The sequence below is a fragment of the Actinokineospora sp. genome (assembly GCF_050699995.1).
Taxonomy (GTDB): Bacteria; Actinomycetota; Actinomycetes; order Mycobacteriales; family Pseudonocardiaceae; genus Actinokineospora.
Genome location: NZ_JBOHGC010000379.1, coordinates 1 through 10983, shown reverse-complemented (window position 1 = coordinate 10983; position 10983 = coordinate 1). Strand labels below are relative to the sequence as shown.

The 10983-nt window shown below is 69.9% G+C and carries 12 protein-coding genes and 1 pseudogene; all 13 read left to right on the top strand.

The features are described 5' to 3' along the window. Nucleotides 1–953 (top strand): phage tail sheath family protein (locus ACRDSQ_RS18715; protein WP_431422839.1); only part of this gene is annotated, 953 nt, incomplete at its 5' end. A 26-nt stretch (nucleotides 954–979) separates the two neighbouring features. Next, a complete protein-coding gene (locus ACRDSQ_RS18710) occupies nucleotides 980–1441 on the top strand; it encodes a phage tail protein (RefSeq protein WP_431422837.1) in 462 nt (153 codons plus the stop codon). 1 nt (nucleotide 1442) lies between these two features. After that, on the top strand, nucleotides 1443–1844 hold the full coding sequence (locus ACRDSQ_RS18705; RefSeq protein WP_431422835.1) for a phage tail assembly protein: 402 nt from the start codon (nucleotides 1443–1445) through the stop codon (nucleotides 1842–1844). After that, complete coding sequence (locus ACRDSQ_RS18700; RefSeq protein WP_091374686.1) at nucleotides 1841–1993, top strand: DUF6760 family protein; 153 nt, start codon at nucleotides 1841–1843, stop codon at nucleotides 1991–1993. Before ACRDSQ_RS18705 ends, ACRDSQ_RS18700 begins: the two co-directional genes overlap by 4 nt. A gap of 16 nt (nucleotides 1994–2009) precedes the next feature. After that, nucleotides 2010–4205 (top strand): eCIS core domain-containing protein, encoded by a 2196-nt coding sequence (locus ACRDSQ_RS18695; RefSeq protein ID WP_431422834.1) that lies wholly within the window; start codon nucleotides 2010–2012, stop codon nucleotides 4203–4205. Between the two features lie 9 nt (nucleotides 4206–4214). After that, complete coding sequence (locus ACRDSQ_RS18690) at nucleotides 4215–4679, top strand: phage tail protein (RefSeq protein WP_431422832.1); 465 nt, start codon at nucleotides 4215–4217, stop codon at nucleotides 4677–4679. 18 nt (nucleotides 4680–4697) lie between these two features. Further along, entirely contained in the window at nucleotides 4698–5150 is a 453-nt protein-coding gene (locus tag ACRDSQ_RS18685) for a phage tail protein (RefSeq protein ID WP_431422831.1), read from the top strand. Nucleotides 5151–5160: 10 nt separating this feature from the next. After that, a complete protein-coding gene (locus ACRDSQ_RS18680) occupies nucleotides 5161–5982 on the top strand; it encodes a LysM peptidoglycan-binding domain-containing protein (protein ID WP_431422829.1) in 822 nt (273 codons plus the stop codon). Next, a complete protein-coding gene (locus tag ACRDSQ_RS18675; RefSeq protein WP_431422827.1) occupies nucleotides 5979–7889 on the top strand; it encodes a phage baseplate assembly protein V in 1911 nt (636 codons plus the stop codon). Before ACRDSQ_RS18680 ends, ACRDSQ_RS18675 begins: the two co-directional genes overlap by 4 nt. Nucleotides 7890–7899: 10 nt before the next feature. Then, a complete protein-coding gene (locus ACRDSQ_RS18670; protein ID WP_431422826.1) occupies nucleotides 7900–8307 on the top strand; it encodes a GPW/gp25 family protein in 408 nt (135 codons plus the stop codon). Further along, the gene (locus ACRDSQ_RS18665) at nucleotides 8307–10250 is read left to right on the top strand and encodes a putative baseplate assembly protein (protein ID WP_431422825.1); all 1944 of its coding nucleotides are present in this window, start codon (nucleotides 8307–8309) and stop codon (nucleotides 10248–10250) included. Before ACRDSQ_RS18670 ends, ACRDSQ_RS18665 begins: the two co-directional genes overlap by 1 nt. After that, the gene (locus tag ACRDSQ_RS18660; RefSeq protein ID WP_431422823.1) at nucleotides 10250–10789 is read left to right on the top strand and encodes a phage tail protein; all 540 of its coding nucleotides are present in this window, start codon (nucleotides 10250–10252) and stop codon (nucleotides 10787–10789) included. The genes ACRDSQ_RS18665 and ACRDSQ_RS18660 overlap by 1 nt, the downstream gene beginning before the upstream one ends. Beyond that, nucleotides 10786–10983, top strand: a pseudogene (locus ACRDSQ_RS18655) (hypothetical protein); the annotation flags it as partial. The gene ACRDSQ_RS18660 and the pseudogene ACRDSQ_RS18655, both read left to right, overlap by 4 nt.

The following is a 10983-nucleotide window of genomic DNA, read 5'->3' as shown; positions in this document are numbered from 1 at the left end:
GGACCGGCGAGGTCGCGCTCGCCGCGCCGGCGCCGGCGCCGGGCGTGGTCAACGCGAACGCCTACGTCGGGAACTCCTCCGACCGCACCGGTTTCGGTGGTCTCGAGGCCATCGACGAGGTCACCATGCTCTGCGTGCCCGACCTGATGGCCGCCTTGCAGCGCGGCGCGCTCACCATGGACGACGTCAAGGCCGTGCAGCTGGCCATGATCGCCCACTGCGAACTCATGGCTGACCGCGTCGCCATCCTGGACACCCCGCCCGGACTCAAGGCACAGCAGGTCAAGGACTGGCGGATGGACTTCGCCGGCTACGACTCCAAGTACGCCGCCCTGTACTGGCCGTGGATCAAGGTCGCCGACCCGGTCGCGGGCAAGCAGGTCTTCGTCCCGCCGAGCGGGCACATGGCCGGGATCTGGGCCCGCAACGACTCCAGCCGCGGTGTCCACAAAGCACCCGCGAACGAGGTCATCCGCGGCGCGGTGACGCTGGAACTCAACATCACCAAGGGCGAGCACGACCTGCTCAACCCGATCGCGGTCAACTGCATCCGCTCCTTCCGCGGCCAGGGCATCCGAGTGTGGGGCGCGCGCACGCTCTCCAGTGACCCGGAATGGCGCTACCTCAACGTCCGCAGGCTGTTCAACTACGTCGAGAAGTCCATCCTGCAAGGCACCAACTGGGTCGTGTTCGAGCCGAACGACCCGAAGCTGTGGGACTCGGTCAAGCGCACGGTGACGATGTTCCTGCGCCGGGTCTGGCGCGACGGGGCGCTGTTCGGCCGCACCCCGGGGGAGGCGTTCTTCGTCAAGTGCGACGAGGAGAACAACCCGCCGGAGAACCGCGACGCGGGCATCCTCACCGTCGAGATCGGCATCGCGCCGGTCAAGCCCGCCGAGTTCGTGGTCTTCCGCATCTCGCAGTTCTCCGAAGGCGCCGGCCTCGAGGAATAGACCTCCACACCTAGGAAGGACCGACCATGGCCGCAGGCCTGAGCTCCAGCCAACCCAATGACGCCCTCACCGCCGCCCGGTTCTCCATCACCATCGACGGCTACGAGATCGCCTCGTTCTCCGAACTGCAGGGCATCACCACCGAGGTCGAACCCGTCGAGCTGATGGAGTCGACCGACAAGGAGGTCGTGCTCAAGAAGCTGCCCGGCAAGACCAAGCCCGCCACGCTCGTCCTCAAGCGCGGCAAGAACGCCAGCATGGAACTGTGGGCGTGGCATGAGGCCGTGCTGATGGGCGACATCGTCGCGGCCCGTAAGAGCTGCTCGCTCATCATGTACGGCACTGACGGCAAGCCGGTCGCCCGCTACCACCTCGAACACGCCTGGCCGTCGAAGCTGGAGATCGGCGCGCTCAAGGCCGGGTCCAGCGAGGTGCTGATGGAGACGGTCACGATCGTGTCCGAGCGCATCCAGCGCGTGTCAGTCTGACATGAGCACGGTGACGGCGCCCGGAGACACCGGGCTGCGCACGGAATACCCGTTCACGCTGCCCCGCGGGTTCGTCGACGAGCACGGCCGGGTGCACCGCGACGGCGTCATGCGGCTGGCGACCGCGCGCGACGAGATCACCACGCAGGCCGACCAGCGCTCCAAGCAGAACCCGGCGTACCTGACCGTGCTCCTGTTGGAGCGGACGATAACCACGCTCGGCGACCTGGCCTCCGTGGACACTTTCGTCGTGGAGAACCTGTTCGCCTCCGACATGGCCTTCCTGCAGGACCTCTACCGGCGCATCAACGCCGACGGGCACACCGAGGTCGCGGTGCACTGCCCGCAGTGCGGCACCGGTTTCGCGGTCGACGTGGCAGGTGATGCCCCGGGGGGATCGTGACGTACGCGCCCGACCGCCTGTGGGAGGAGGTCGCGTACGTCGCCTACTACCTGCACTGGACGTTCGACTCGATCCTCGACCTCGAACACCCGGTGCGCGACCGGCTGATCACCGAGATCGGCCGCATCCACAGCAGGCTCGACGAATGAGCAGGGGAGGGACCGGATGCGCTGGCCATTCCGACGGGCGTCACACACCACCGCACCGGCCCCTGCCGCTGATCCGCCGCAGCGCGCCCGCGGCGAGTGGGTCCTGGTGCCGCCCATGCCCACGACGTTCGCCGCGGACGCCCCTTTGGTGACCGGTCCGGCTCCGGTCCAGCCACCGCTGCCCGGCCGCACGGCCGCCATCCGCTCACACGTCGCGCCCCCGGTCGGGGGGGTTGAGGGGATCGCTCGCGCGCTGCCGTTGCCCGCCACCCGGCAGGCAACCGAGCCGCTGCCGCAGCGGCCGAAGGTGCGGAAAGCCCGGCCGGTCGGTCAGTTGACCGAGGCCACCGACGAGTACGTGGGCCCGGCGCGGGAACCGGCGCAGCCTTACCGGGCGCCGGGGTGGATGCGCTACGTCCCGGAGTGGATGCAGCAGACCACCCCCGAGCCCGACCCGGTCCCGCCCACGCCGTCATTCCCGTCTGTCGTGCCGGACCGGCCGCTGTCGATCCCGTCGAACATCCCCGCCAACCCCCGGATTCCCACCCCGGATCCGGTGCTCCCGCCGCGGGTGGCGGAGATCGTCCGGCCCGCCGAACCGCTGCCGCCCGCCAGGCGTAGGCCGAGCCTCGGGCAGACTCGCAGGCTCGGCTTGGGCAGCCCGGTCTCGCGCCCGGCCGACGAACCGTTCGTCCCGCCCGCCGAACCGCCGATGGTGGTCGACGCGGCCCCGGAGGAACCTCGGCCACCCGCCCCCTTTCCGGCGCCGCCACCCGCCCCACCGCCGCTGGTGTTCCGGGCGGGCGCCACCCCGCTGCCACGGGTGACCGGACGGATCGTGCGCGACGAGGTGCCTCCCGACCTGGCAGGCGCCTTGAAGCGTGACCGGGGCGCGGATGTCTCGGCCGTCCCGGTGTTCCGCGGACCGGCCGTCGACGCCGAAGCCCATGCACGGGGAGCGCGCGCGTTCGCCAAGGACGGCGCGGTGTTCCTGCCCGAATCCGCGGGCACCACCAGCAGCGCCAAGGCGAAGTCTTTGCTGGCGCACGAACTCGTCCACGTAGTGCAGCAGCGCACCCTGGGCTCCCTGCCCGCACTGTCCACACCGGAGGGTCGCAGGCTTGAGGCCGAGGCGGTGGCGGCCGAGGGCCAGTACGGCGGTCTCACCGACACCCCGCTCATCCACCCGCCGCAGCAGCCCCAGGCCGCCGAGCCCACCATGTCCGGACCGGCCCAGCTCGCGCCCACCGTTGTCACCCCGCCCGACCCTGCGCACTCGCATTTCGAGCGGGAGGCGCGCGAGGAGATCGACCAGATCGCCGAGAGCACCGCGCACCGCGTGCTGGAGGAGTGGACCCCTTCCGGCGCCCAAGGCGGTGTCGAGCGCCGCACCTCCAGCGGTCCACGCATGACCTCCGGTCTGCCCACCACCGGCGGCGGCGCGTTCGGCGACACGGTCGGCTTCACCGAGCGCCGCGGCGCCGACGCGACTTCGCCCACCTCGACCACCCGTTCGACCGGCGGCTCCGGCACGTTCGACCGGGCCGCGCGCCGCCAGGAGATGGAGACCGAACTCCTCGACGCGCTCAACGCCGAGCAGGCCGAACAGGGCGGGTCCCTGATCAGCCACCTCGGCGACGCCGACATCGAGCGCATCGAGCGCGCCCTTGACCGCGAGGAGCAGGGCGGCGGCCGCGCGTCGTCGTCCACGCCGCGCCCTGTCAACCCGGAAGAGGGCGGCGCGTTCGGTGACACGGTCAGCTTCACCCAGCGCAGCGGCGACGACCTGCGCGACCCGCGAGCCCGGCAGACCGGCCAGACCGCGCAGGGCGCGGCGAGCAGACTCAGCCTGGCCGCGGCGCTTTCCGCGTCGAGTGGCACCCCGGGTGCCGCGCCGAGCCGCTCGGCCACCGGCTCCCCCGAGCGGATCAGTGACGCGGGCGGGACCTTCGGTGACACGGTCAGCTTCAGCGAGCCCATGGGTGACGACCGGTTCCGCGGCGGCCGCCGCCCCGACTCGGCCACGTCGAGCAGCGGCCGGGCAGGCACCGGGACCACGGACATGCACGGCACTGAGGAGGAGCCCGTGGACCTCGACCGGGTGGACATGGAGGACCTCACCGCCCGCCTCTACGACCGCGTGCGCAGCAGGCTGCGCCTGGAACTGCTGGTCGACCGGGAACGGTCCGGTCGGCTCACCGACTTCACATAGGAGGACGCCGTGGCGCTCAGCGACGCGAGCACGATCGCCCTGTCCAACAGGTTCGTGGTCAAGATGACCGGCAAGTCCGAGTACGACCTCGGCAGCTGGTTCAAGGCCGAGGGTCTCGACGTGAGCTGGGATGTCGCCGAGTACCGCACCGGCGACGGCGGCAACGACCGCTTCTACTTCCCGGGGAACACCAAGTACAGCAACATCAAGCTCACCCGCGCGGTCTCGGAGGAGACCAAGAAGGTGCGCTCCTGGCTGAGCAAGAACTCGTTCACCAGCGAGGTCTTCATCGGCAAGATCGAGCTCTACGGGTCCAAAAGGGACGATGGGCTGATCACCGAGTGGGAGTTGCGCGACGTCATGCCGGTGAAGTGGGCCATCACCGGGTTCGACGCGGGCGCGAGCCAGGTCTCCCTGGAGAGCTTGGAACTGGCGCACAAGGGATTCCTCGAGGACGAGATCAAACTCGGATAGTGAAGGAGGTGACCCGCCGTGGCGCTCAGCATGTCGGCGATGCTCGCGCTCACCCTGCGCTTCCACGTGTCCGTCGACGGCGTGGACCTCGGCGGGTGGGCGCGGTGCAAGGGCCTGGCGGTGAAGTTCAACCCCTACAAGGTGAAGGAAGGCGCGAACTACCTGTACGAACCGATCCTGCCCGGGCACCTGGAGTACCCGGAGGTGACGCTGGAGCGGGCGATGGACAAGGCGGGCGCGGACAGCGTGCAGAAGTGGTTGCGGGACCGGGCGAACGGGTGGGTGCAGTCGATGATCGGTGCTCCCGGCGGCACCGCGCAGATCACCCTCTATGACGCGCATGCCCAGGAGGTGTGGTCGTGGCAGCTCCGCAACGTCTACCCGAGCAGCTGGAAGGGACCCGACCTGGACGCGATGACCCTGGGTATCGCGATCGAGAGTTTGACGCTGGTGCACGAGGGTTTCCTGTAGGGAGCGCGAGATGACGATGAGCGTGGGCGTGGGGGCGGACGTGTCGTCCGCCGTTCCCGGTGGGGCAGCGGTGGTCGGTGCGGCGAGCGCGGCGGTGGGCGCCGGAGTCAGCGCCGCCCTGATCGCGGGCGCCCGGGTTCCGGCGATGCTCTACTGCGTCAACCCGCTGACGCCGGGTGTGGTGCCGTTCGACTTCAATCCCGAGAAAATCTCGATCAAGCGCAGTGCCAGCTATACCGCGAAGCCGAACATGCACGCGCTGCACGTGCCCGGCGGCGCGTCCGGCACGATCACGAAGTCCGTGCAGGCGCCGATGATCTCGATCAGCAAGATCGTGTTCGAGGGTGTGACGGCGAAGCTGCGCTGCGACCAGCTGCTGCGGTGGATGAGCCCGTTCAGCGGGATCGGCAGCATGGGCATCGCCGGGGCGACCCTGGAGACGACCCTGCCGGAGATCACCTTCCAGTGGGGGCCGCCGATGGTGGCGTTCATGTACCAGGTCCGGCTGGTCAGCGTGGGCATCTCCTACGTGCGCTTCGACTTCACCGGCATCCCGATCCGCGCGGAGATCGACCTGTCGATGCGCGAGCAGCCCAGCGCGCTCGCGAGCCTGCCGACCAACCCGACCTCCGGCGGCCTGCCCGGGCGGCGCACGCACACCGTGTCCTCCGGCGACACCCTGCAGTCCATCGCCATGACCCACTACGGCAGGCCCGGTCTGTGGCGGCGCATCGCCGAGGTCAACCGGATCGGGAACCCGAGCAGGCTGCGTCCCGGCCAGACCGTCTACCTGCCGAACCCGGACGAGCTGACCACGGGGAGCAGCCGATGATGCCGGGTGGGAGCAGCACGGGCATCGTGATGCCCGCGATCCTGGTCGGCCACCCGGTCGGGATCCCGATGATGCCCAACCACTCGCAGCTGCTGATCCGCGCGGTGGTCGACACGCACCTGCACCTGCCGGACATGTTCGAGCTGACGTTCCTGGACAACGCCGGGACCTTCCTCGACGACTCCGGGCTGCGCATCGGATCCGTCGTCGAGATCAAGGCGAACCGCGCGGGGTCGACGGACACGAAGCCGCTGATCACCGGCGAGGTCACCGCCGTCGAGGCGCTGTGCCAGGACTCGATGATCCTGACCGTCGTGCGCGGATACGAGAAGGCGCACCGGTTGCAGCGGGCCAAGCGGACCCGGACGTTCGTGAACATGAAGGACTCCGACATCGCGAGCCAGATCGCCCGGGACGCGGGTCTGCGCGCGGGGACGGTCGACGCGACGACCACCACGCACGAGCACATCGCGCAGGTGTCGCAGACGGACTGGGAGTTCCTCACCGACCGGGCGCGCGAGATCGGCTACGAGACGGGGGTCGCGGGCGGGAAGTTCTTCTTCCGCAAGGCTTCCGGCAGCGCGGGCGGCGGTGGGCTGATGGACGCGGCGGCGTCGATGGTCGGCTTGGGCTCGACGCTGACGTTCAAGGACAACCTGCATACCTTCCTGCCCCGGTTGTCGGCGGCGAACCTGACCCCGGACGTCGAGGTCCGGGTCTGGGACTCGAAGGCGGCCCGGGTCGCCGTGGGCAAGGCCAACGCCGAGACCGGGTCGGTGAAGATCGACGGTCAGGTTCCGGCGGCCATGGCGAACTCCTTCACCGACGGGCTGGCGCCGCCGGTCACCATGCCCGCGCCGCCCGCCATACCCGGGATGCCCGCGCTGGACATGGGGACCGCGCCGAGCAACACGGCCTATGTCGTGGTCGACCGGCCGATGGGTCGTGGGACGAGCGCGGCGAGCGTGGCGCAGTTGGCGGCGAAGAGCTTGGCGGACCACGTGTCCAGCACGTTCGCCGAAGCCGAGGGCGACGCCTACGGCGACCCGGAGATCCAGGCGGGTGGCAGCGTGACGATCGCCGGTGTGCCGAAGCAGTTCGCGGGCAAGTGGGTGGTGACCAACGCCCGGCACATCTTCGACCCGCTGGAAGGCGGATACCACACCAAGTTCTTTGTCAGCGGCAGGCAGGACCGCTCGCTGTTGCGCATGACGTCGTCGGGCGCGAGCAGGCGAGGTCCGTTCGACGGGCTGGTGTGCGCGGTGGTGACCAACGCGAAGGACCCTGACAAAGCGGGGCGGGTGAAGGTCGCGATGCCATGGCTGTCACCGAATTACGAGTCGGACTGGGCTCGGGTGGCCCAGGTCGGGGCGGGCAGGCGCAGCGGGGTGCTGTTCCTGCCGGAGGTGGGGGACGAGGTGTTGGTGGGCTTCGAGTTCGGCGACGCCCGGCGGCCGTATGTCCTGGGTGGACTGATCAACGACAACTCCGCGTTCGGCCACCTGACGACCGCGGTCGACGGCTCCGGGGCGGTGGTCCAGCGTGGCCTGGCCTCGCCCGCGGGCAACCGGCTGCTGTTCACCGACGACCTTCCCCCTGGCCCGCCAGGGAAGGCGCCGCCGACCAAGTCCGAGATCATGCTGGGCACCAAGGACGACAAACTCTCGCTGCACATCGACCAGGCGGCCGGGACGGTGAAGCTCGTCTGCGACCCGGCCAAACCGGTCAGCAAGGGCAAGGGCGAGCTGACCATCGAGTGCGGCGCCACGGGCGCGATCACGATCAAGGCGGGCATGGGCGGGATCAACGTGGAGACAACCGGCGCGCTGTCGCTCAAGGGAAAAACGGTCAAGGTCGAGGCGGAAGCGGTCACGGAGATCAAGGGCAAGACCATCAAGCTCAATTGAGGAGTGCGCGATGTCGCAGGACTTCGTCGGTGCCGGGTGGGCGTTCCCACTCGGCGTCGGATCGCAGGGCGGGATCGCCCTGGTCCGGCGGGAGGTGGAGTTGGAGCAGGCGATGCGGCTGATCCTCGCCACCTACCCCGGCGAGCGGCCCATGCGGCCGGAGTTCGGCAGCCGCATCCGCGACTTCGTGTTCCGCCCCGCCAACATGGAGACCATCGCCGAACTGTCCCACGAGGTCCGCCAGGCGCTGCTGCGCTGGGAACCCCGGGTCGACGTGGAGAAGGTCGACGTCACCCCCGACCCGCACGCGCAGGGCACGCTCTACATCGACATCCGCTACAAGATCAAGGACACCAACGACCGCCGCAACCTGGTGTTCCCGTTCTACTCCATCCCTGAGGACGGGAGTGACTACTGATGGCGCTGCCGACCCCGAACCTCGACGACCGCCGCTTCCAGGACCTGGTAGACGACGCCAAGCGTATGGTGATGCGCCGCTGTCCTGAGTGGACCGACCACAACGTCTCCGATCCCGGTGTGACCCTGATCGAGACGTTCGCGTTCATGACCGACCAACTGCTGTTCCGGCTCAACCAGGTGCCCGACCGGCTCTACGTCAAGTTCCTCGACATGATCGGCCTGCGGCTGATCCCGGCCACCCCCGCGCAGGTTCCCGTCACGTTCTGGCTGTCCGCGCCCGCGATCACCACCGTCGGGATCCCGCTGGGCACCTCGGTCGCGACGATCCGCACCGAGGTCGACGAATCGATCGTCTTCTCCACCACGCGCGACCTGTCCATCATCCCGTGCGCCCTGCATGCCGTCGGCACCTGGCGCCACGGCGAGGACGAGCCGACCCTGCGCACCGACGAACTCCGCATGGGGGAACAGTTTCCCGCGTTCAGCGACGTGCCGGTGCCCGGTGATGTGCTGCTGGTGGGCCTGACCACGGCGGTCCCGAACTGTGTGGTGCGGCTCGACGTGGACGCCACCGTCGAGGGCTACGGCGTGCACCCCGACCACCCGCCGCTGGTGTGGGAGGCGTTCAACGGCACCGACTGGGTGCGTTGCCTGGTCAGCCGGGACGCGACCGGCGCGCTCAACGTCGACGGCGAAGTGCTGGTGCACGTGCCGCCCGACCACGAGACCGCGGTGTTCGGCGAGGAGGCCGGGGGATGGCTGCGGGCCCGGGTGGTCGAGGTCGACGAGGAGTACCCGAAGTACCGGACCGCGCCGATCATCGCCGGTCTCGCGGCGAGCACGGTCGGCGGGACCGTCGTGTCCGGGCACTGCGACGTGATCGAGGACGAGGTTCTGGGCCTGTCCGAAGGCGTGCCGGGGCAGGAGTTCCTCATCGAGCACGGTCCCGTCGTCGGTGAAGCCGTCCTGGAGATCACCTCGGAGGACGGCTGGCAGCCCTGGACGCAGGTGCAGCACTTCGCGGCGAGCACGCCCGCGGACAGCCACTACCTGCTCGACCCGGTCACCGGGACCATCCACTTCGGACCCGCGATCCGGGAGCCGGAGGGCGGCCTGCGGCAGTACGGGGCCGTGCCGCCCTATGGCGCCACGATCCGGCTGCGGCGCTACGCGGTCGGCGGTGGGCGGATCGGCAACGTCGGCGCGGGCGCGATCCGCACGCTCAAGTCGTCCATCCCGTTCGTGTCGGGCGTGGAGAACCTGGAGAGCGCGTCCGGCGGTGTCGACGGGGAGACAGTCGAGCAGGCCAAGGCGCGCGGGCCCATCCTGCTGCGCACCCGCAGCCGCGCGGTCACCGCGGAGGACTACGAGGCGATCACCCAGGAATCCGCGCCGGACATCGCCAGAGTCCGCTGTGTGACGGCCGGTGACGACGACGTGGACGCGGGGTCCGTGCGGGTGCTTGTGGTGCCTGCGGCGGCCCAGGTGGACAACCGGATCACCTTCGCCGACCTCGTCCCCGGCGAGGACACCCTGACCCGCATCACCGACCGGCTCGACGAGGTCCGGCTCATCGGCACCAGAGTCCTTGTCTCACCGCCGAAGTACCGCGGCGTCACCGTCGTGGCCAGAGTCATCGCCCGCCCGCGCGTGGACCGCGCCCGAGTCCGCGCCGACGCGCTGGCCGCCCTCTACGGACACCTCAACCCGATCACCGGCGGCCCGGACGGACGAGGCTGGCAGTTCGGCAGGCCCGTGCAGGCGGGCGACGTTTACGCTCTGCTGCAACGGGTTCGCGGTGTCGACATGGTCGAGGACGTGCGGCTCTTCGGCGCCAACCCGGTCACCGGGGAACGGGGCGAGGAAACCCAGCGGCTCGACGTGGACCGGTACAGCCTGGTGTTCAGCTACGAGCACCACGTGAAGGTGGAGGAACACTGATGCGCGGGCTCGTGCCTGGCCTGGCGACCGCGGCGCCCATGCTGGAGATGCTTCCCGCGGTGTACCAGGAGGACCCGTTCACCGAGCGGTTCATGGCGGGCTTCGACGACGTCGTCGCACCCGTCCTGGCCACCCTCGACTGCCTGGTGGAGTACTTCGACCCGCTGCTGGCGCCCGAGGATTTCCTGGAGTGGCTGTCCGGCTGGGTCGGCATCGAACTCGACGAGGGCTGGCCGATCGAACGCCGCCGAGCCGTCGTGGGGACGGCGGTGGAGATGTACCGCATGCGCGGCACGGTGGCCGGCCTGCGCGCGAACCTTGAGGTCCTGACCGGCGGAAACGTCGACATCGCCGACAGCGGAGGTGTCGCCTGGTCGCGGGACCCGGCGGCGGACCTCCCGGGTGAGGCAAGCCCCCGGCTGGCCGTGGGAGTGCGGGTCGACGACCCGGCCGCGGCGCCGCTGGACCTGGTCGAGGCCGCGGTGGCGGCGGCAAAACCCGCCCACGTCGTGCACCGAGTGGAGGTGGGCTCCCGATGATCGCCTGCAAGAGCTGCGGCTACAACAACGCCGACGCGGACACGTTCTGCGGAAAGTGCGGCGGCTTCCTGGAATGGACGGGCGTGAAGGTCGCGCCGCCGCCCGCGCCGGTGGTGGAGGAGGAAAAGGAGGAGCCGCAGAAGCGAGGCTTCCTGGCGCGGCTCCAGTCGGCGCTGTACCTGGATGTGGGGGAC

Bases quoted from the DNA above. Each gene is read 5' to 3' on its own strand.
- ACRDSQ_RS18710 (WP_431422837.1), top strand. From the start codon at position 980: ATGGCCGCAGGCCTGAGCTCCAGCCAACCCAATGACGCCCTCACCGCC.
- ACRDSQ_RS18660 (WP_431422823.1), top strand. From the start codon at position 10,250: ATGCGCGGGCTCGTGCCTGGCCTGGCGACCGCGGCGCCCATGCTGGAG.
- ACRDSQ_RS18665 (WP_431422825.1), top strand. From the start codon at position 8,307: ATGGCGCTGCCGACCCCGAACCTCGACGACCGCCGCTTCCAGGACCTG.
- ACRDSQ_RS18675 (WP_431422827.1), top strand. From the start codon at position 5,979: ATGATGCCGGGTGGGAGCAGCACGGGCATCGTGATGCCCGCGATCCTG.
- ACRDSQ_RS18705 (WP_431422835.1), top strand. From the start codon at position 1,443: ATGAGCACGGTGACGGCGCCCGGAGACACCGGGCTGCGCACGGAATAC.
- ACRDSQ_RS18670 (WP_431422826.1), top strand. From the start codon at position 7,900: ATGTCGCAGGACTTCGTCGGTGCCGGGTGGGCGTTCCCACTCGGCGTC.
- ACRDSQ_RS18695 (WP_431422834.1), top strand. From the start codon at position 2,010: ATGCGCTGGCCATTCCGACGGGCGTCACACACCACCGCACCGGCCCCT.
- ACRDSQ_RS18680 (WP_431422829.1), top strand. From the start codon at position 5,161: ATGACGATGAGCGTGGGCGTGGGGGCGGACGTGTCGTCCGCCGTTCCC.